General features: G+C 69.1%; 21 protein-coding genes. 9 read left to right on the forward strand and 12 right to left on the reverse strand.

The genetic code is table 11. From position 1 onward, the window contains the following. Nucleotides 1-12: 12 nt before the first annotated feature. Both HAV22_RS12450 and HAV22_RS12455 read right to left on the reverse strand, forming a co-directional pair. A complete protein-coding gene (locus HAV22_RS12450) occupies nt 13-1,830 on the reverse strand; it encodes a hypothetical protein (RefSeq protein ID WP_166859391.1) in 1,818 nt (605 codons plus the stop codon). Between the two features lie 149 nt (nt 1,831-1,979). Next, the gene (locus HAV22_RS12455) at nt 1,980-2,465 is read right to left on the reverse strand and encodes an Lrp/AsnC ligand binding domain-containing protein (RefSeq protein WP_166859392.1); all 486 of its coding nucleotides are present in this window, start codon (nt 2,463-2,465) and stop codon (nt 1,980-1,982) included. A gap of 109 nt (nt 2,466-2,574) precedes the next feature. Here HAV22_RS12455 and HAV22_RS12460 point away from each other — a divergent pair, with 109 nt between their 5' ends. Together HAV22_RS12460 and alr are read left to right on the forward strand one after the other, a co-directional pair. Then, nucleotides 2,575-3,867, forward strand: a complete 1,293-nt coding sequence (locus HAV22_RS12460; RefSeq protein ID WP_166859393.1) for a D-amino acid dehydrogenase — start codon at nt 2,575-2,577, stop codon at nt 3,865-3,867. Continuing rightward, nucleotides 3,864-4,997 carry an alanine racemase gene (alr, locus tag HAV22_RS12465; protein WP_166859394.1) on the forward strand — a complete coding sequence of 378 codons (1,134 nt, stop codon included), beginning with the start codon at nt 3,864-3,866 and terminating at the stop codon, nt 4,995-4,997. The genes HAV22_RS12460 and alr overlap by 4 nt, the downstream gene beginning before the upstream one ends. Here the strand turns inward: alr and HAV22_RS12470 are convergent. Continuing rightward, a complete protein-coding gene (locus HAV22_RS12470; protein WP_166859395.1) occupies nt 4,937-5,386 on the reverse strand; it encodes a YybH family protein in 450 nt (149 codons plus the stop codon). The two genes, alr and HAV22_RS12470, sit on opposite strands and share 61 nt — an antisense overlap. Nucleotides 5,387-5,499: 113 nt before the next feature. Here HAV22_RS12470 and HAV22_RS12475 point away from each other — a divergent pair, with 113 nt between their 5' ends. Further along, nucleotides 5,500-5,886: a hypothetical protein gene (locus tag HAV22_RS12475; RefSeq protein WP_166859396.1), complete on the forward strand. Its 387-nt coding sequence runs from the start codon at nt 5,500-5,502 to the stop codon at nt 5,884-5,886. A 1-nt stretch (nt 5,887) separates the two neighbouring features. Here the strand turns inward: HAV22_RS12475 and HAV22_RS12480 are convergent, their stop codons facing one another. Next, nucleotides 5,888-6,352: a hypothetical protein gene (locus HAV22_RS12480; protein ID WP_166859397.1), complete on the reverse strand. Its 465-nt coding sequence runs from the start codon at nt 6,350-6,352 to the stop codon at nt 5,888-5,890. Between the two features lie 68 nt (nt 6,353-6,420). On the opposite strand from HAV22_RS12480, the gene HAV22_RS12485 reads away from it, so the two are divergent. From HAV22_RS12485 to HAV22_RS12495, 3 genes are all read left to right on the forward strand, one after another. Further along, nucleotides 6,421-7,032, forward strand: a complete 612-nt coding sequence (locus HAV22_RS12485) for a YdcF family protein (RefSeq protein ID WP_166859398.1) — start codon at nt 6,421-6,423, stop codon at nt 7,030-7,032. Nucleotides 7,033-7,041: 9 nt separating this feature from the next. Next, the gene (locus HAV22_RS12490) at nt 7,042-7,662 is read left to right on the forward strand and encodes a DUF6058 family natural product biosynthesis protein (protein ID WP_166859399.1); all 621 of its coding nucleotides are present in this window, start codon (nt 7,042-7,044) and stop codon (nt 7,660-7,662) included. A 90-nt stretch (nt 7,663-7,752) separates the two neighbouring features. Next, the gene (locus HAV22_RS12495; RefSeq protein WP_166859400.1) at nt 7,753-8,217 is read left to right on the forward strand and encodes a carboxymuconolactone decarboxylase family protein; all 465 of its coding nucleotides are present in this window, start codon (nt 7,753-7,755) and stop codon (nt 8,215-8,217) included. Here HAV22_RS12495 and HAV22_RS12500 read toward each other — a convergent pair whose 3' ends face one another. The 5 genes from HAV22_RS12500 to HAV22_RS12520 form a co-directional block, all read right to left on the reverse strand. Then, on the reverse strand, nt 8,218-8,583 hold the full coding sequence (locus tag HAV22_RS12500) for a VOC family protein (protein WP_166859401.1): 366 nt from the start codon (nt 8,581-8,583) through the stop codon (nt 8,218-8,220). 128 nt (nt 8,584-8,711) lie between these two features. Further along, on the reverse strand, nt 8,712-11,129 hold the full coding sequence (locus tag HAV22_RS12505; protein ID WP_208296162.1) for a dockerin: 2,418 nt from the start codon (nt 11,127-11,129) through the stop codon (nt 8,712-8,714). Nucleotides 11,130-11,497: 368 nt separating this feature from the next. Beyond that, on the reverse strand, nt 11,498-12,331 hold the full coding sequence (locus HAV22_RS12510) for an arginase family protein (protein ID WP_166859402.1): 834 nt from the start codon (nt 12,329-12,331) through the stop codon (nt 11,498-11,500). Then, nucleotides 12,328-13,092, reverse strand: a complete 765-nt coding sequence (locus HAV22_RS12515) for a helix-turn-helix transcriptional regulator (RefSeq protein ID WP_166859403.1) — start codon at nt 13,090-13,092, stop codon at nt 12,328-12,330. Before HAV22_RS12515 ends, HAV22_RS12510 begins: the two co-directional genes overlap by 4 nt. 31 nt (nt 13,093-13,123) lie before the next feature. Further along, nucleotides 13,124-13,579: a hypothetical protein gene (locus tag HAV22_RS12520; protein ID WP_166859404.1), complete on the reverse strand. Its 456-nt coding sequence runs from the start codon at nt 13,577-13,579 to the stop codon at nt 13,124-13,126. Nucleotides 13,580-13,828: 249 nt separating this feature from the next. Between HAV22_RS12520 and HAV22_RS12525 the strand changes: the two genes are divergently transcribed. Both HAV22_RS12525 and HAV22_RS12530 read left to right on the forward strand, forming a co-directional pair. Further along, the gene (locus tag HAV22_RS12525) at nt 13,829-14,416 is read left to right on the forward strand and encodes a cytochrome C (RefSeq protein WP_166859405.1); all 588 of its coding nucleotides are present in this window, start codon (nt 13,829-13,831) and stop codon (nt 14,414-14,416) included. A gap of 94 nt (nt 14,417-14,510) precedes the next feature. Then, a complete protein-coding gene (locus tag HAV22_RS12530) occupies nt 14,511-14,864 on the forward strand; it encodes a translation initiation factor Sui1 (protein WP_166859406.1) in 354 nt (117 codons plus the stop codon). 10 nt (nt 14,865-14,874) lie between these two features. Here HAV22_RS12530 and HAV22_RS12535 read toward each other — a convergent pair whose 3' ends face one another. The 3 genes from HAV22_RS12535 to HAV22_RS12545 form a co-directional block, all read right to left on the reverse strand. After that, nucleotides 14,875-17,262, reverse strand: a complete 2,388-nt coding sequence (locus HAV22_RS12535; RefSeq protein ID WP_166859407.1) for a DNA polymerase II — start codon at nt 17,260-17,262, stop codon at nt 14,875-14,877. 3 nt (nt 17,263-17,265) lie between these two features. Further along, nucleotides 17,266-18,087 (reverse strand): ferritin-like domain-containing protein, encoded by an 822-nt coding sequence (locus HAV22_RS12540; protein WP_166859408.1) that lies wholly within the window; start codon nt 18,085-18,087, stop codon nt 17,266-17,268. A 79-nt stretch (nt 18,088-18,166) separates the two neighbouring features. Then, entirely contained in the window at nt 18,167-18,721 is a 555-nt protein-coding gene (locus HAV22_RS12545) for a hypothetical protein (protein ID WP_166859409.1), read from the reverse strand. A 369-nt stretch (nt 18,722-19,090) separates the two neighbouring features. On the opposite strand from HAV22_RS12545, the gene HAV22_RS12550 reads away from it, so the two are divergent. Further along, nucleotides 19,091-19,367, forward strand: a 277-nt coding sequence (locus tag HAV22_RS12550) for a sodium:solute symporter family transporter (protein ID WP_443098489.1), incomplete at its 3' end; no start/stop codon positions are given.

Consider the following 19,367-nt stretch of genomic DNA (forward strand, 5'->3'; position numbering starts at 1 on the left):
GGGACCCGATGCTCATTCGCGCGTGTCCGGCGGCGGGGGAGGAGGAGGAGGCCCGTTTGTGAATCTCGAGACCGCCGCGTCCGACGCCATCTGCTTCAGCTCCCTGCGCTGGATGGCGCCACGGGCATACTCCTCCGCGGCCTGGGCTTCGACCTCCTTGACCAGGGCAACCATGTCGAACGTCCATTCGTTCGCGCCGCCCGCGAGCAGCCCGTCGCCCGATCCGTTGCGCATCTCGTCCAGGATGGCGGCCTTCGTGAGGCCGGCGTCGAGACGGCGCTGGAGTTGCGCGGCCCAAGCCGCCATGGGTGGATCGCGGGTGTCGTTCGCCAGCATGCGCAGGACGTGCGTGGCCTTCGGCACGTCGCCGAGGTAGCTCCACGCCAGCGCGGCGGCGCGCGCCAGCGGCCCCGAGTCGCGCGTGGTCTGCCAGGCCGCGATCACGCGGTCCAGTGGCGCGCTGCCCGGCGCGTCGCCGGTCAGGAGCGCAAAATCCAGGCCGGCCAGCGCGACGGCGCCCGACCTGGGTTCGCGCGCCCGCGCGCGCGCGAGGTTCGCGTACGCCTCGTCGAGGTAGGGGGTCCGCGCATCGCCGTTCACCCGCGCCGCGAGCTTCAGGTCGGCCCGGGCCAACAGGGTCAGCACGTCGGCGCTGGCGTCGGCCTCGCGCGCCGCCCGCTGCAGCCACGGCAGCGCCGCGGCGGGGTCTCCCCAGTCGACCCTGGCCCGGCTCAGCGCCAGCTGGGCCGCCTCGACGTTCGGCACCTTGGCCGCTTCCGTATGAAGCGTGCGCAACAGGCCCTCGCCCTGGCCACGTGTCGGGCAGGCCCGCAGGACGTTATCGGCCAGCACGAATTCACCCGACGCCGCCGACATCGTCGTGAACGTGGTCTCGGGACGCGCTGCCCATGGCATGTCGAAACGCATGGCGTTCGTCCCCTGCCGCTGGTAGCGCCACAGCACCTTGTCCGCGTCGCCCATGTTCAGTCTGAACGCCTCGTGCACCGCGGCGGCGGGGTCGGTCCCCTGGTCGACCGCTTTCACGAATGTGGCGAGGCCCTTGCGCCGCTCGTCGGCGCCGAGGACGTAGTGGGCGAGAATCCACGCCCGCGCCTGGTATTCCACCCGGGCAGCCTTGCCCTTCGTTTCGTGCAGGCCCTTGTACGGGTCCGGACCCAGCATGCGGTCATAGTCGAGGTAGTACTCGTGCCCCTTGTCGTGGTAATCGAGATAGCTGCGGACGCCGGGCGGGATGCGGCCGACCACCATCTGCTTCGTGCCGAACGCCACACCCGCGAAATAATCGGCAAAGCCCTCGATCCACAGCGATGGTCTCCGGACATCCGTATGCCGGTACAGGAAATGGCGCGCATACGCTTGCGACACATACGACAAGCCCTCGTGCAGCGCTGCCGTCGCCAGGCTGTCGTCCGCCACCGCGGGCAATGCCTCGGTGTGCACGAGGAAGCCCTGCGCGCCGCCCGCGCAGTCGCGGAACAGGCCGATGCCGGCGAACGGCCGGTCCGCCACCACGCGATCCAGCAGGTGGGAATCGTCCAGGTACATCAGGTTGAGCTTCGGCTCCGGACCCGCGGCCGCGCCGCCGTAGTCCGCCGTGAACATGCGCAGCAGCGCGTCGAGGCGCTCGAGGTGTTCGACGAGCCTTGCGACCTCCTCGCGCGCCGCGTTCGAGACCACGACCACATGGGCGCTCTCCGCCCGCGTCCATGACGACGTGCCCCGCTGGCCCGTCACGACGATGCTCTGCGGTGGGGCTTCCTGCGCGGCGCACACGCCACCCGCCAGTGCGGAAACCACGATGGCGGCCAAGGCCGTCCGTTTTATTCCAAAACCCACGATCCGCGCCTCCGTTAATTATATTAATTTAGATTAACGTGGCGAGTTTAGCAATTTGCCGAAAAGTTTGCTATCGGTCAATATCGATTTTTCCGGAGATAGCGCTTTCTCGCGCGATGCCGTCACCGCGCAATCGACACCGCCAACGTCTCCTTGACCTCTTCCATCACGACATAACTCTTCGACTGGCCGCCGTCGGCCACGTGCAGGATCTCGCCGAGCAGCCGGCGGTATTCCGTCATCTCCGGAATGCGCGCCTTGATCAGGTAGTCGAAATCCCCCGACACGAGGTGACATTCCATCACTTCCGGAATCGCCAGCATGGCGCGGCGGAAGCGCTCGAACGCGCCTTCCGATTTCTGGTGCAGCGTGATCTCCACGAACACGAGGATCTGCAACCCCAGCGCGCGCGGCGCCACCCGCGCATGGTAGCCGGCGATGACGCCGTCGCGCTCCATGCGCTTGACCCGCTCGATGCAGGGCGTCAGCGACAGGCCGACGCGCTCGGCCAGGTCCTTCATCACGATACGGCCGTCGTCCTGGAGGATGGACAGGATGTGCAGGTCGATACGGTCCAGCACGCGGTTCGAATCTTTTTGTACGCGCATTATTTTCCACTGAAAAGCTAATTAGAAACAGCAACTATTATGGCAGTTCCACCACTACAATGAAAACATATTCTAAAACCTGCAACACCGACGAGACACAGGGACAGCGATGCGCGTAATCGTACTCGGCAGCGGCGTGGTCGGCGTGACCACCGCATATTACCTGGCCAAGGCCGGCCACGACGTCACCGTCATCGACCGCCAGCCGGGTCCGGCCCTCGAGACCAGCTTTGCCAACGCGGGCCAGATCTCGCCCGGCTACGCATCGCCCTGGGCCGCGCCGGGCATTCCGCTGAAAGCCTTCAAATGGCTGTTCCAGCGCCACGCCCCGCTCGCGATCCAGCCGGACGGTTCGCTGTTCCAGCTGCAGTGGATGTGGGAAATGGTCAAGAACTGCGACGCCCGGCGCTATGCCGTCAACAAGGAGCGCATGGTGCGGCTGGCCGAATACAGCCGCGACCGCATCCGTGCGCTGCGCGCCGAGACGGGCATCGACTATGAAGGCCGGCAGCAAGGCACGTTGCAACTGTTCCGCACGCAGGCGCAGTTCGACGGCGCCGCGAAGGACATCGAAGTGCTGAAGCAGGCCGGCGTGCCGTTCGAACTGCTCACGCGCGAGCAGCTCGCCTACGCCGAGCCGGCGCTGGCCCACGTGCGCGACAAGCTGGTCGGCGGCCTGCGCCTGCCGAACGACGAGACGGGCGACTGCCAGCTGTTCACGACACGGCTCGCGCAGATGGCACGCGAGCTGGGCGTGCGCTTCCAGTTCGATACGGCGATCGAGCGCCTGGACATCGCGCATGGCCAGGTCGTCGGCGTCCAGACGGACAAAGGCCGCGTCACGGCGGACCGCTACGTGCTGGCGCTGGGCAGCTATTCGCGCCTGCTGCTGCAGGACCAGTTCCGCGTGCCGGTGTATCCGCTGAAGGGCTATTCGATCACGGTGCCCATCGTCGACGGCACCAAGGCGCCCGTGTCCACGATTCTCGACGAGACCTATAAAATCGCCGTCACCCGCTTCGACGACCGCATCCGCGTGGGCGGCATGGCGGAGGTCGCGGGCTACAGCAAGGCGCTGAACCCGCGCCGGCGCGAGACCCTGGAACTCGTCGCGAACGACCTGTTCCCCGGCGGCGGCGACGTGTCGCGCGCCACGTTCTGGACGGGCCTGCGCCCCATGACGCCGGACAGCACGCCGATCGTCGGCGCCACGCCGCTGGCTAACCTGTTCCTCAACACGGGGCATGGCACGCTGGGCTGGACGATGGCGTGCGGCTCGGCCAGCGTCATCGCCGACCTCGTGAGCGGCAAGGTCCCTGCGATCCACGCCGACGACCTGGCCGTGTTCCGCTACGCCGGTTCGCAACACGCCGCGATCCGTCCGGCGCTGGCCAAGGCATGAACGCGGTCGCCCATCCCACCCACCTGGCGCAGGCCGCGCGCGCCGGGGCCATGCTGACGGTCGACCTGGATGCCGTTGCGGCCAACTACCGCCTGCTCGTGGCGCGCGCGGCCGGTGCCGTCGTCGCCGGCGTCATGAAAGCCGATGCGTACGGTCTCGGCATGGACCGGGTCGCGCCCGCGCTCGTGCGCGCGGGCTGCCGCGTGTTCTTCACGGCGCACCTCGACGAAGGCGTCCGGCTGCGCGGCATCGTCCCGGCCGACTGCACGATCCACGTGCTGCACGGCCCGCCGCCGGGCACCGCCGCCGACTTCGTCGCGCACCGCTTGATCCCGGTGCTGAACGACCCCGGCCAGATGCGCGAATGGAGTGCCTTGTGCACACGGCTCGGCCGCCGGCTCGCCGCCGCCGTGCAGGTCGACAGCGGCATGTCGCGCATGGGTCTTTCGCCCGCCGACCTGGCCTCGCTGGGCGATCCGCGCGATTGGCTGGCGCCGTTCGAGCCCGTGTTGTTGATGAGCCACCTCGCGTGCGCGGACGTGCCGGACCATCCGATCAACGCCCGCCAGCGCGAGCGCTTCGACGCGATCCGCGCAACGTTCCCCGCGATCCGCGCGAGCCTCGCCAATTCGTCCGCGGTGTTCCTCGGCGCCGACTTCCGCTACGACCTCGTGCGGCCGGGCGCCGCGCTGTACGGCATCAATCCACAGCCGGGCCAGTCGAATCCGCTGCGCCAGGCGGTATCGCTGGACGCGCGCATCGTGCAGGTGCGGACGATCGCCGCCGGGGACGCCGTCGGTTATGGCGCCCGCTACGTCGCGGACGGCCCGCGCCGCATCGCTACGATCGGCGTCGGCTACGCGGATGGCTGGCTGCGCGCGCTCTCGGGCCGCGGCTACGCCTACGTCGACGGCGTGCGCGTCCCCATCGCCGGCACCGTGTCGATGGACAGTATCACCCTGGACGTCACGGGGATCCCCGACGCGCGTCTCGCCCCCGGCATGACGGTCGAGCTGCTGGGACCGAACCAGCACGTCGATGCCGTGGCGGCCGGGGCGGGCACGATCGGCTACGAAGTACTCACGCGGCTGGGCGGCCGGTTCGAGCGGATCCACGTCGGCGAAGGCTGATCCGCGAGCAGGTCGGTGCCGTACGACTTGTCGACGGTGCACACCCGGTGCCCGCCGGCCTCGCGCCGGAACACATAGGTTGCGCGCCGGGTCACGTTCACGTGCCCGCCCGCCTCGTCGTAGGCGAGCGTCGATTCCATGATGACGAGCGCGGTGTCGCCGCCTTCGATCACTTCCATCCGGCCCTGCTCCACGGCGAGGCTGTGCCGCACGTGCTCGGCGATGCGGACGAAGGCCGCGCGGACGCGGTCCTTGCCGGTGACGGCCAGGCCGGGTTTGACGACGAGCGTCGTGTCGTCCGCGTAAAAATCCATCAGCGCGTCGAAGTCCTCCGCCGTGATGGCGGCATCCGCGGCGCGGATGACGTGTTCGAGGGGATGGGATGCCATGTAAGTCTCCTCGGCCGGGCCGGGCGGGCCGCCCGCGTGAGAATCCGCGCATTTTGCGCGGCCGCGCCATGCTATCGTTGCGAGCGATCCCACCGCACCACACGCCTAGCGCCATGAAGAACCTCGTCGCCGCCGTTTCCGTTGCCATCTTGTGCTCACACGCATCCGCCTGCCCGCTCTCCAAATCGCTGGCGGACCGCTACGGCATCACGTTCTCCGGTTTCGCGACCCCGGCCGCGGCGGCGCCGGACACGGCGCACGGCGGCACCTACGTGCGCGTCGTGCTCCCGGACGTGGCCTACGTGGCCGACGGTTTCCGCCACACGGCGGTGATGGATACGAGCACGAAGAAAGTCTGGATCCTGCGCACGGGCGGGTTCGCCGGCGTGTACGAATGGTATGGTCCCGTCGATGCGGTCGACGCGTCGCTGGACAACTGCATGCTGGAGCCCACGGCCGCACCGTCCGCACGTGCGCCGCAGCCGGCGGCGCGGTCCTGATTCACTTCTTGCGGTGCAGCCGCTGCACGCTGACGGGCTTCCCGCCCACGTATTCGATGAACTCGATATGGCGCCGATCGTAAATCAACGGAAAATTGATGCGCACCGCGTCGGCCGGGTTGCCGCACGTGCCGTCGCCCAGCTTCAGCAGATAGGTGGGGATGCTGCCGGGGACGCCGGCGACGAATTTCTTGCCGCGGCCGTCGACATACACGGTGCCCGGGCGCTCCTTGTGCAGTTCGAAACGCCGCGTGCACGTCGGCGCCGATCGTTTGGGCGGGCGCCACGACAAGGTCGCGTCGTCGATCGCGAGGACGGCGTACGGACCTTGCGCCTGCTGCGGGTCGTCCGCCAGCCAGCGCCCGTTGAACAGCGGCGGCTCGGCGCCCAGGGCCGGACCGCAGGCCAGCGCGGCGACGAAGGCAAGCAACGGGGCCCGGCAGCACGGGCTGGATACGAATGTCATGTCAGTGGTGGCAGTGGCGCGGCGCGACGGGCCACCATGATAACGTCTTCGCGCAGGAACGGCAGCCCATGAACACGCAAGCCAACACCATCGACGCCATCGGCCGCTACGTCATGCCGCCGTTTCCGCCCTGCCCGTCGGACCTCGGCTTCCTGTTCGGCACCCGCCACGGCGTGCCGGAATTCTGCGACGCCGCGTACCGCCTGTGGCAGGACGGCATGTTCCGCAGGCTCCTCGTCTCCGGCGGCCGGACGGGCGGCCTGCCGTTCGCGGAAGCGGACGTCATCGCCGACCGTCTCGTCGGCCTGGGCGTACCGGAATCCGCGCTGATCCTCGAAACGGCCGCGACGAACACGGGCGAAAACGTGCGCTTCGGCCGGGCCAGGGTTGCCGAGGTGATGGACGTCGCGGCGATCGGCAGCGTCGTCGTCATCGGCAAGGTGTGCTCGACGCGGCGCTACCTGATGACGCTGCAGCGGCACTGGCCGGGCCTCTCCGTCTCGGTCTGCCCCGTCAATTATTTCGGCGTACCGCTTGAACGCTGGCACGAGCACGACGAGTTCCGCGCGCGCGTGCTGGGCGAATTCGCCAAGATCCCGCGCTACCTGGCCGAGGGCTTCCTGGCGGAGATCGACGACGCTTCGACCGCGGCCGAATCGTCGGAGCACGCGCCGCGCTAGCATGGGCGCATGGAACTCATCGACTACCTGCACACGCATTTCCTCACCCGCGCGCAACTGCTCGCGGCCTCCGCCACCGACGACGCCTGCCTCGACGCCTTCACCGCGGCCGGCACGATGCCTGCGCCGTCGTACCGGCTGCGCGTCCGGATCGACTGCACATCCTATTTCGGCGCGCATGAAGAAGACCACGCCATCGACTGGCATGCGCGCGGCAACGTCGCGTGGCTGCGGATGCTGTTGGAAGGCGCACACGATCCGTATGCGCGCTTTGCCGCGCGCTACCGGGCGGCGCTGGAAACGCTGGACCTGTACCGCGCCGCGCCCATCACCTCGCTGATGGCGGACGCGCACGTGCGCGAGGAGTGGGGCCACTTCATCGCCGGCACGTACGGTCTGTGCACGCGCACGGGCCGGCCGGAAGACATCGCGGCGAAGGAGCTGGCGATCCGCGTCATCCGGCTGCTTTCGGACGACGGCCGGCCGCTGGACGGTACGGAGCGCGCCCGGTTGGCCGCCGCGATCGACCTGCTCGACCGTGCCGGCAGCCCGTTCGCCCCGCACGAACGGGCGCGCAGCTCGCGCAGCCGCTACGTCGACGCGCTGCGCCGGCAATACGACCTCAAATAGTTCGCGGAACCTGTCACGAACGGGCGCGCCGTTTCGTCTAATGCACAGGAGGATGCATTTCGCACCCTCGTCCATACGAAAGGAACCGTCATGTCGCACGCTCCCCGCATCAACCTGTTCGCCAATGCCCCGTCCGCGCTGAAAGCCATGGTCAACCTGTCGCAGACCGTCAAGCAGGGCGTCCTCGGCCCGCGCCTCGTCGAACTCGTCAACCTGCGCGTGTCGCAGCAGAACGGCTGCGGCGTGTGCGTCGACATGCACTGGCGCGACCTCGTCAAGCAAGGCGCCGATCCGCGCCACCTGAACAGCGTCGCCGCCTGGCGCGAATCGCCGTTCTTCAGCGACCGCGAACGGGCCGCGCTGGCCTGGGCCGATGCCGTCAACGGCCTGCCCCACCGCGACGACACGGACGCCGCCTGGCCGCAGCTGCGCGAGCATTTCAGCGACGCCGAGATCGCGGAGCTGGGCTATACGATCGCCGTCATCCGTGGCTGGAACGCGATCAACCTGTCGCTGCGCAACCCGATTCCCGTCGAGCCGCCGGCCGGCATGTGATCAGCGCATGGCGGCGGGATCGAACAGCGGGTTCTCGATGAGCCCGAGGACGTTGCCGAACGGGTCGTTCAATTCCGCCACCTTGATGCCCTCGCCCACGTCCTGGATCGCCGTGCGGACGGTGGCGCCCAGGCCGACGATGCGCTCGACGTCGGCGGCGATGTCGTCCACGCCCCAGAACGCGGTGGACCCGGTCGTGCCGGGCGTGCCGTCCGGGACGAGGCCCAGCTCGAAGCCGCCGACGGCGAAACCGACGTAGAACGGCTGGTCGAAGTAAGGCCGGACGCCGAACACGTCGGCGAACCACGCCTTGGCGCGGCCCAGGTCGGCCACGGGATAGGTCACGGTGCGCAGTCCCTTGATCATGGAAGTCTCCTGTCGAAAAACCACATGATGCCCGTTCGGCGCCCCCGTGGATTGGAAAAATGGAACACGCGGCCACGCGGACGAAAAAAAGGGCAGCCGAAGCTGCCCCTTTTTGCTCACGGCCGACCTTAGTTCGTGTAGATGATGCCCCGGCCGGTACCGCTGAAGTAGATGCGGCCGTACGAATTCCAGTCGCCCGCGATCGCGCCGATGCCGCCGTACTGGTGGGCGTCGTCGTTGAAGCGCGCCCAGGTGGCGCCCGCGTCGTCGGAGCGGTAGATGCCCCACACGCCGTTCCGCGTGCCCACCACATAGATGGCGGCCGAGTACGACGCGCCGGACTTGGCCTTGCCGAGGGCGATGGCGCTCGTGCCCTGCGATTGCGCGGTCGTGCCCGCGCCGGCCACGGTCGCGAAGCCGCTCACCTTCGTCCAGGTCGCGCCCGAATCGGTCGAGTGGAAGAGCGCTTCGCCGTCGGCCAGCCAGAGGTCACCCTCGGCATTCGGGTTGACCACCAGCGACGTGGTCCCCCATGCGTTCGGCGCGAACTTCGCCGCCGTCGAGCCGGCGCTCAGCGTAAACGTATGGCCGCCGTCGGTCGAGACGTAGACCTTGCCCGCCGAGTTGGACCACGACGCGCCGCCCGAGTCGTAGGCGTAGACCTTGCTTGCATTCTTGCGGTCCGCCACGAGACGATAGCCCCGATCCCAGCCCGTTCCGACGGCCGGCAGGGCCGGCAGATTGGTCGCGGTCCAGTTCGAGCCACTGTTCGTCGAGTAGGACGGCACGGAATTGGCGGGTGCCCAGATCACGTTGTTGCGCGACGGGACAACGAGGCTCGCCGCGCCGCCCTTGTTCGTCGCGGCACCCGCGGGCAGCGTGGCGAATTCCTTCCACGTCGCGCCGCCGTCGCCGGACCAGAAGCCGAAGGCCCTCGCATTGTCCCAGTTCGCGACACCAGCCCCGGCGATGTACTGCGGATCGGACCATGCCAGGTCGGCCGCGTTGCCGCTGCTCCAGTTCGACGTCGGCGCCTTGGTCGGCGTCGCCGCGAGGTCCGTCTGGACCCACGTGCCGATGTCGCCCGCGCTGTTGAGGAACTTGTACGACGTGCCCGCCGGCGGGGTGACGATGGCGTTGGTGGCCGTCTCCTCGAGGTTCGTCACGTTACCGCTCCAGGTCGGCGCGGACGACGACGCGTTCAGCGTCTCCACGATGCCGCCGCCATGGACGTGCGAGATGTGGTCGGGGTTGCTCGGATCGATCTCGATGTCGTCCACCCAGCCGCTGGCTGCGCCGCCGGCCGGCGTATGCGTCATGCCCTGTTCGATTTCCTTCCACGTGGCGCCGCCGTCGACCGACAGCTGGACAACCTGGCCGTTGCCCGCCCAGGTGTTGGAAACGCCCAGCGCGATGCGGGCCGTCGAACCGGAACCATAGACGGACAAGCCGCCGTAGCCGCCGTTGTCGTAGCTGGCGAGCAGGTTCCAGTTCGTGCCGTCGAACTTGTACAGTTTGCCCGGGCCGGCGATCGAGGGGCCGCCGCCCTGGCTGAACGGCACGTAGATCATGCCGTCGGACGCGCGCACCATGTGCGGGATGAAGCCGGAGGTCGGCGTCGTGACCGGTGCCCACGACGTGCCGCCGTCGGTCGATTTGTACAGGTTCGAGCTCAGCCCGGCCGCGCTGACGTAATCGGGCGCGATGGCCACGTAGATCGTCTGCGTGGCCGTGCCGCTGCCCTTGGTGCTCGTGTCGAACAGGACCGTCTCGATGCCGCCGTCATGCGCCTGGTCCGACGTCATCGTGACGGACGACAGCGACGTGACCTGGGCCCACGACTTGCCCGAGTCCGTGCTCTTCCACAGGCCTGCCATGCGCGAGCCGAAGAACAGCGTCGACGGCTTGTTCGGGTCGACCATCAGGCGTTCGCCGAGCGGACGGCCGCCGTTGTTGCCGCCCATGGCGAACGGCACGTCGTAGTGCGTCCACGTGGCGCCGCGGTCGCCCGAGACGTAGATGCGGCCATTGCCTTCGAACGTGTACATGCCCGTCATCATGTACACCAGCTGGTCGTTGTTCGGATCGAGCGCGATACTTTCGATGCCGTGGAAGCGGCTCTCCGGCCCGCTGAAACCGACGCCGTCCGTGATCGGCGTCCACGACTTCGCCGTGTCGTCCCAGCGATAGGCGCCACCGATGTCGGTGCGCGCATACAGCACGTGCGCGGACGTCGGGTGATAGATCAGGCCCGTGACGTAGCCGCCGCCGCCCCATTTCACGCTCGTCCACGTGGCGGATGCGCCGCTCGCGTCCGTGCCGGGGTTCGCGGTGCCCGTGTCGGTGGTGCCGCCCGTCGAGCCGGTGCTGCCGGTGCTGCCCGTGGCGCCCGTGCTGCCGGTGCCGCCCGTGCCGGCGGGCGTACCCGTGCCGGCCGTGCTGCCCGCATCGCCCGAACCGCCGCCCCCGCCGCCGCCGCAACCTGCGGCAAGGCTCATCGCGAGGATCGCCAGGACGATGGTGCGCTTCCTGTAAGTCGTGTTCATGAAAGTCTCCGCCAAAAAGGGATAGTTGTGTTGAAATGTGCCGGTATGGCGGGCATGGCTGCGCCGATCCGCACGCCGCCCTTGCGAGGTGACGGTGACGATGTCCGGCTGTTGGATGAGTCCAGCTGCGGCCCGATGTCGACATTCGGAACGTCGTGGGCGGCCTTCACGCACCCGCGGCGGCGTCACGCCTCGCGGTCGTCTTCACGCGCCCGGCGGGAGGCGCAGCCGCCTCGACGTGGCCAGGATGAATCCGTTGCGTCTCATGCATACCTCGTACCTTCAGGCCAATTCTGCGAGACCCGCGCCGGGTTGGCAATTATTAAGACTGCTAAACCGCTGAATGAAATTTCTCAGCGGAAGCGCGATTAGTGGAACGGCAAGTGGCCCAGCAAGTCGACGAGCAGGCGCGCGTAGCGCCCGTCGGGATCGAGGTCGGGATCGAAGACGGTGACCGTCATGCCGGCACACCGTGGGTCGGGCAGGAGGCCGGACAGGATGAGCGCGAGGTCGTCCGGTGCGATGCCGGGCGAACCGGGGCTGTCGACGGCCGGCATGACGGCGGCGTCGAGCACGTCGACGTCCAGGTGCACCCGGAAATGCTGGTCCGGCACGGCGCCGAGCGTGCTCCGCGCGCGGGCCAGCACGGCGTGCGGCCCGATCCCGTCCGCCGTGAACACGTCGATGCGTTCGATGTCCGTGTCGTTCACGTCCGGCCAGTCCGTCATCAATGCCTCGCCGCGCCCCGTCGCCAGCGCGAGATCCATCCCGGCCACGGCGTCCAGCGTGCTCGCCGGATCGTGGTTGCCGGGATGGCGGAAGTCGCTGTGGCCGTCGACGTGGACGAGCGCCAGCGGACCATGGCGGCGCGCGCCCGCCAGCGCGCCCAGCAGGATCGAGCAATCCCCGCCGACGACGAGCGCGAACGCGCCGCGCGCGCATGTGGCGTCCACGTGATCCGCCAGCGCCAGGTTGAACGCGCGCATCGCGATCCCGTTGCGCAGCCGCGTGCCCGGGTCGGGGCCGGGTTTCCATGCCGGCCGCGCCATCGCGATGGGCGCGCCGGCACCGACGGCCTCCAGCAGGCCCGCGTCGAACAGGGCGTCGGGCGCGCGCCAGGTGCCCGGTTCATGCCCGGGCCGCAGGGGACGCAAGCCGAGATTCGATGGCGCAGCGATGACCTGGACGGTCCGCCCGCTCATGCGGCCACCCGGCGCACGAACGACTCGGGCGTCGCGTCGGCGAACTGGCGGAACGCGTGGATCAGGTGCGACTGGTCGTAATAGCCGCACTCGCCGGCAAGCCGCGCCCAGTCGACGGCACCCGGCTGCGCGCGCAGCGCCGCGTGCGCGCGGCGGAAGCGGCACACCATGGCGAACGTCTTCGCGGACAGGCCCACGCGCTCGCGAAACAGCAGCGCCAGGTGCTGGCGCGTGACGCCGAGCGCCGACGCGAGATCGTCGATGCGCACGTCGCCGCCACTCGCCTCGATCCGCGCGACGGCCGCCCGCGCGAGTCCGTCGCTCCGCACCGACCCATGCGCGCGCAGGCGCGCGACGAGCGCCCGCTCGACGATCGCAAGCTGCGCTTCCGGGGCCTGCTCGCGCTCCCACAACGCGGCGGCCAGCGCTTCGGCGTCCGCGCGCGGCCACAGGTCGGCGAGCGCCGGATGGCCGTCCTGCAGTTCGCCCAGCGGCACGTCGAAGAATGCCCGTGCGGCGCCGGGCAGGAAGCGCACGGCGACGGTCAGCACGGGAGTCGTCAGCGCCACATGATGGGGGCGCGACATCATGCCCGCCACCTTGCCCAGCGGCGCCGCGTCCTGCCACAGGATGTCGATGCAATTGTCGGGCAGGACGCGCGTGCGCACGGGCGCGCCGTCCGGCAACGCGCGGCTCGTCCACAGGCAGGCGACGTGGCCGGCCAGCGCGGGATGCGGCGGGAATTCGCGGTACAGGTGCATGGTGGCGCCAGTATAGCCCGCCCGGCGGACGTCAGGCCGCCGCGCGGCGCGGGACACGTCGCTGGCGGTGCACGCGCGCGCAGCCGAGCGCGAAGCCGGCGCCGGCCAGTCCCCACAGGACGGCGGCGACGACCTGGAACGTGGTGCGCAACTCCGGATGCGTGACGGCCAGCGGCACGAGCATCAGGGCGCGCGGCAGGCAGACCGCGGCCATCGCGGCCAGGCCAGTGCGCAGCAGCGGCGGACGGCGCACGATGCCCAGCGCCGCGCCGGCATACCAGCCGCACGTGGCCATCAGCAGCCCGATCGCGACGGCACCGACGGGCGCGAGCCAGGTGCCTGCGCGGGCCGACGCGACGACGGACGGCGGCGCGCCGAAATAGGCATACCAGGCCGGGCCGGCCGGAATGGCGGCCACGTGGACGAGCGCCCCCACGACGGCGATGGCGGCGGCCAGGGCGATCCATGGCCGGGTCGAATCGTGCAAGCTGGCTCCTTGTCGCCGGTAAATAGGGAATCGGTGACATCATGCCATCGCGGCCACGGGCAAAGTGCGCGCATTGTCACGAACAACCTATCAGAACGGACAGGGCTGCCGTGCTGGCTTCCGCGCGACGGGTGCCTATACTGGGAAGATTCGTCTCAGCGAACGCGCCGGCTTTGCCTCGGCGCACGTTCTTCCCTCGCGTTCGCGTCGCAGGAAGCGACGTCACACGCCCCGACCAGGAGACCACTCATGCATGCAGCCCACCTGACCCGCCGCCGCGCCTGGCTGGCACTCGCCCTTGCCGCCGCCAGCGCCGCGCCCTACGCAGCCGCCCCGGAGACCGACGCCGACCTCGCCACCGCGTTGAGCGATACGAACAGTCGTACCATGCGGGGCCGCGAGCTCGTGCCGCCCGGCGTGATCCTGAACCTGAAAGGCAAGCAGAGGAACCTCGTGTGGCAGGGCAGCTACATCGTCAACACGACAGGTTGCATCGACTGCCATACGCACCCGAGCTATTCGCCCGGCGGCGACCCGTTCAAGGGCCAGCCGGAGCGGGTCAACGCCGAGCAATACATGTCCGGCGGGCGCCAGTTCGGCCCCTTCACGGCGCCGAACCTCACGCCGGACCACGCCGGCCGCCCCGCGGGTCTCACGCGCGAGCAGTTCGTGCAGACGCTGCGCACCGGCCACGATCCGCGCGATCCGGCCGGCGACATCCTGCAAGTGATGCCGTGGCCGGCCGTCGGCAAGATGACGACGAAAGATTTGTACGCCATCTACGAATACCTGCGCGCGATCCCGTCGCTGCCCGACAATCCGAATCCGGGGCCGTGACGGTAACGGCGCCGGTGCACGAAGTGGTCGCCCTGGATGACGGGCCGCCTGGTAAACTCGCGCGATCGACAAATCAACGACACGCGAACCAGACATGAAGAGTGCAAGCAGCGGCCTCGTTTACTCCACCGACGGCGGACGCATGTGCCCCGGCTGCCGGCTGCCCGTCGCGGCGTGTGCGTGCAAGGCCGCCGCCGTGCCCGCGGGCGACGGCGTCGCGCGCGTATCGCGACTATCGAAGGGCCGCGGCGGCAAGACCGTCACCATCGTCAAGGGCCTCGCGCTCGATGCGGCCGCGCTGGCCGCACTGGGCAAGCGGCTGCGCACCGCGTGCGGCTCCGGCGGGACCGTGAAGGATGGCGTGATCGAGGTCCAGGGCGACCATTGCGACCTCGTGCTGGACGTCCTCGGCAAGCAGGGCCTCCGGGCGAAGCGCGCCGGCGGGTGACCCGGACGGGTCAGAACAGGGCGCCCTGCGGGCTCGTGAGCCGTGCAAAGCTGTCGTCCAAAAATGGCAGGATGCCGTCCGCGACGGGCTCCAGCTGCTTCGTCAGGTAGTGCTCGTAGTCGATGGGCGTACGCCGCGGGTCCAGCGTGTCCAGCGGTTCCGGGCCCGACGTGGTCATTACGTAGCGGATCCACCCGCCGTTGCGGTAGGGTGCGGGCCGGCCCTGGCGCACGTGGAATTCGTCGGCCGCGCGCGCCGCGCGCACGTGCGGAGGCACGTTGCGCTCGTACTCGACGAGCGGCCGGCGCAAGCGCTTGCGGTACACGAGCTGCCCGTCGAATTCGCCGCACAGCGTGCGCGCCACGTAGTCGCGCACATAGCCCTCGTACGGTTCGCCGCGGAATATGCGGCCGTACAGCTCCTGCTGGAACGTCTGCGCCAGCGGCGTCCAGTCCGTGCGCACGGTCTCCAGGCCCTTGAAGATGATCTCGTCGCCGCCGTCCGCGCCGCGCACGAGCCCCGCGTAGCGCTTCTTGCTGCCCTCTTCCGACCCGCGCACGGTCGGCATCAGGAAGCGCCGGAAGTGCGTCTCGTACTCGAGTTCCAGCGCGCTCTCCAGCTGCAAGGTGTCGGCCAGGTGCGCGCGCCACCAGCCGTTCACGCGGTCGACGAGCGCGCGGCCGATGCGCGCCGCCTCTTCCTCGGCGTGCGCGCCGCCGAGCCACACGAACGTGGAATCCGTGTCGCCGTAGATCACCTGGTAGCCCTGCGCCTCGATCAGTTCGCGCGTGCGGTGCATGATCTCGTGGCCGCGCATCGTGATCGACGACGCGAGGCGCGGATCGAAGAAACGGCACCCCGTCGTGCCCAGCACGCCGTACATCGAGTTCATGATGATCTTCAGCGCCTGCGACAGCGGCGCGTTGCGCGCGCGCTTGGCGGCATCGCGGCCCTGCCACACGCGCGTGACGATGCCCGGCAGGCAGTGCTGCGTGCGCGAGAAGCGCGCGCCGCGAAAGCCTGGCACCGTGTCCTGCTCCGGCTCGTCGAGTCCCGCGACGAGGCCCACGGGGTCGATCAGGAACGTACGGATGATGGACGGGTACAGGCTTTTATAGTCCAGCACGAGCACCGAGTCGTACAGGCCGGACCGGGAATCCATCACGAAGCCGCCCGGGCTGTCCGCACCGGGCACGTCGCCGATGTTCGGCGCCACGCGGCCGAGCCGGTGCATCAGCGGGATGTAGGAATGCTCGAACGCGGCGACGGACCCGCCGCTGCGGTCGGCGGAGAGCCCCGTCACGCTGGCGCGCTCCAGCAGGAAGGTCATCAGTCCGGACTTCTCGAAGATGCGCGTGACGAGCACGCAGTCCTGCAGGTTGTAGGTCGCCAGCGCCGGCTTGTCCTCGTCGAACATGCGGTCGATTTCCGCCATGCGGTCGTACGGGTTGTCGATCGCCTTCCCTTCGCCCAGCAGGCTTTGCGCCACGTGCTCCAGCGAGAACGACGGGAAGCTCCACGTGGCCGACCGCAGCGCCTCGATGCCATCGATGACGAGGCGGCCCGCCACGCCCGCGAACCAGTGCTCCTGCCGGCCGCCGTGCTCGCGCCATTCGATCGCGCTGCCGTCGCGGCCCAGGCGCAGCGGGCGCTGCATCTGCTGCGCGTGCTGCTGCAGGATGCGCAGGTCGAACTGCACCAGGTTCCAGCCGATGATGGCGTCCGGGTCGTGGCGGCGGAACCACTCTTCCAGGCGGTCGAGCAGGTCGCGCCGCGTCGCGCACACCTCGTAGTCGAAATCGAGGCCGGACGCATCGCCGTTCCCGGGCCCCAGCATGTACACCTGGCGCTGGCCGCAGCCTTCCAGCGCGATCGAGCGCAGTTCGCCCTGCATCGTCGTCTCGATGTCGAGTGAAACGGTCGACAGCGCGGGCCGATAGTCCTGCACGGGCTTCAGCTGTGCGTCGACGAGCAGGCGCGGATCGGCCCCGTCGGGCGTGCCGGCATAGGTCACGGGTGCCGTGATGAAGCGCTCCATCAGGTAGCGTTCGGGCGGGCGCACGTCGGCCTCGTACACGTCGATGCCGTGCTCGCGCAACCGCTTTTCCAGCCGCAGCAGGTGCCGGTACTGCGTACAGTACAGGCCCAGCACGGGGCGGTGGTGGAAGTCGCGCAGCGACAGTTCACGCAGCTCGACGCCCCGCTCGCGCGCCAGCAACAGCTTCGTGGTGTCGCCCTGCTCCGCCGGGATGAACGCGACGGCCGGCTGCGGCCCGAGGCGCACGCGGCGCGGGCCGTCCGGCGTGGCGAGCCAGAACTCGACTTCGACGCCGGCGTCCGTGTCGCGCCAGTGGCGCGTGAGCAGGAAGCCCTGCGCCAGGAAGCCCTGCGTGTCCATGGTTCAGGCGTCCAGCGGGTCGGCGTCGAAGCGCGCGAGCTCCGCGTCGGTGAAGCCGGCCGCGCGCCGGGCGGCCACGTTGAACGGGCCTTTCAACACGGGCGCCTTGTATTGCGCCGTCAGCGCGTCGTACGTCGCCACGGGCTCCAGGCCCCGCAGCGCGCACAGGTGGAAGTACCAGCGGTTGCCGATCTCCACGTGGCCGACCTCGTCGCGCAGCAGCACGTCGAGGATGCGGGCGGCCGCCTCGTCGCCGGCCTGCGCGAGCTTGGCGCGCAGCGGCGGAATCGCGTCGAGGCCGCGCGCTTCCATCGTGCGCGGCACGAGCGCCATGCGCGCGAGGACGTCGCCGGCCGTCTTCGCGACCATCTCCCACAAGCTGTCGTGGCCAGGGAAGTCGCCGTACGCCCAGCCGAGCGCGCGCAGATGCGCAGCCAGCAGGTCGAAATGTCGGGCTTCCTCGGCCGCCACGCGCAGCCAGTCGGTGTAATAGGCGTCGGGCATGCCGGCGAAGCGCCAGACGGCATCCAGCGCGAGGTTGACGGCATTGAATTCGATGTGGGCCAGCGCGTGGACGAGCATCGCGCGGCCTTCCGGTGTCGCCATCGAGCGCCGGCCGACGAGCCGCGGCGGCACGAGTTCCGGCCGCGCGGGCCGGCCCGGCACGAGGGCGTCGTCCGCGTGCAGGACGGCGGCCGTGTCCAAGCTGCACGCACCGGCAGCGGCGGCAGCGGCCAGCGCGGCCACGCCTTGCGTCTTCGCGCCGGGATCGGTCTCGATCAAACACTCCAGCGCGCGTACGCGCAGCGCCAAGGGAAGCGCCATCGTGGTCCTCTGCGACAAAAGGCGGCAGTTTACCATCCGGCGCCCCTCGGCGCGAGGCGAGAACCCTGGGGCGGGCTCTTTATTGCTGCTGGACGGGCGGCGGGCTGCTTTGCGGCGGGACGTTCGGCTCCTGCATGTCCGGCTGGTGCATGTTCTGCGGCGGCAGGCCGCTCGTCTGGCCCGTGCTCGGCGGGACGGCGTCGTCCTTGCCGGCACCCGCGCCGGTGGTCCCCATCGTCGAGTTTCCGTAGGCGGTGGCGCCCGGCTGCGTGGGTGCGGCCGGCGCGGCGGTCGTCGTCGACACGACGCGTTCCGACACCTCGCCTTTCGGTGCGTGGGCCAGCAGTTGCGGCGCGTGGGCCATGTCGTGCTGGTAGATCTGGCGCGCCTGTTTCAGGCAGGCGGCGCGGCTGCCGGACGACTTGTGCTTGCACGCCGTTTGCTGCTCGGCGTAGGCGGCATTGATCTCCTTCTTCAAGGTGGCCATGCGCTGGGCCTTCGTCGTGTCGCCCGTGGTCCAGCGGGCCGGGTCTTTCGCGGCCTTCGGATGGTTGCCGGCCAGCGCAGGCACGCTGACCGCGCACAGCGCGCACGCGATCCATGCGCCGCGCAGGATACTTGATGCTTGACTCATCTCGACCTCCTGATAGCGTAGAAAAGGCGACGCCGGACGGCGTCAACCGGGATCCCGTCGGCCCGGAATCGACGGGTATGCTGTCAGTATAGTGCGAGCACGCGGATGACCTGCGTTCCTTTCCTCTTGTCAAAATAATTAGCAAGGATTTCAACATCGGGGACGCCGCCATACGAATATTTCATAGATGACGCGAAAAATGGATGGGGTCGCCCTGGCGTTTCCTGCCTAGAATCCGGGCGTACTGGCCGATAACGCCTTGACAATAACGATACCGGAGACCGATGACGCACCTTTCTTTCGCTCTGCCGTCCCTTGCGCGCCGTTGCCGGCACGCCGCCTACGTTTCCGCTTGACGAGACAAACCTCATGAATCTGATTTCCCGCCTCGACTCCATCGTCTTCCTGATCTACTTCGTCGTCGTCGCCGGCTATGGCCTGTGGGTCTACCGCCGCAAAAATTTCCACAAAAGCGGCGCGAACACCTCGGCCTCGCACGACTACTTCCTGGCCGAAGGTTCGCTCACGTGGTGGGCCATCGGCGCATCGCTGATCGCCTCCAACATCTCCGCCGAGCAGTTCATCGGCATGAGCGGTTCGGGCTTCCGCATCGGCATGGCGATTGCCGTGTACGAACTGATGGCCG

Source organism: Telluria antibiotica, from assembly GCF_011682055.1.
Lineage (GTDB): Bacteria > Pseudomonadota > Gammaproteobacteria > Burkholderiales > Burkholderiaceae_D > Telluria > Telluria antibiotica.